The following is a 440-nucleotide window of genomic DNA, read 5'->3' on the forward strand; positions in this document are numbered from 1 at the left end:
TACGGCACCGTCATCAACTGCGGCGCCTACACGGCCGTGGACAGGGCGGAGACCCCCGAGGGCCGCGTGACCGCCTGGAAGGCCAACGCGACCGGCCCCGCTCTTCTCGCCCGCACCTGTGCCGGGCACGGGATCACCCTCGTCCACGTGTCCAGCGACTACGTCTTCGACGGCACGGCCGAGGTCCACACGGAGGACGAGCCCCTCAGCCCGCTGTCCGTCTACGGCCAGACCAAGGCAGCCGGCGACATCGCCGTGGCCGGCTGCCCCCGCCACTACATCATGCGCAGCTCCTGGGTCATCGGCGAGGGCCGCAACTTCGTGAAGACCATGAAGGCGCTCTCAGACCGCGTCGCCGACCCGGACGACAAGCTGGACAAGGTCACGGTCGTGGACGACCAGCTGGGCCGCCTGACCTTCACGCGCGACATGGCGCAGGC

Annotated in this window: 1 protein-coding gene; it reads left to right on the plus strand. The window is 70.0% G+C overall.

What is annotated here, in order from left to right; all coding sequences use genetic code 11:
• Positions 1–440, plus strand: a 440-nt coding sequence (locus DWZ22_RS10425) for a sugar nucleotide-binding protein (RefSeq protein ID WP_233546440.1), incomplete at both ends; no start/stop codon positions are given.

It is taken from the genome of Collinsella sp. AF31-11 (genome assembly GCF_003475605.1).
In the GTDB taxonomy this organism is placed as follows: Bacteria; Actinomycetota; Coriobacteriia; order Coriobacteriales; family Coriobacteriaceae; genus Collinsella.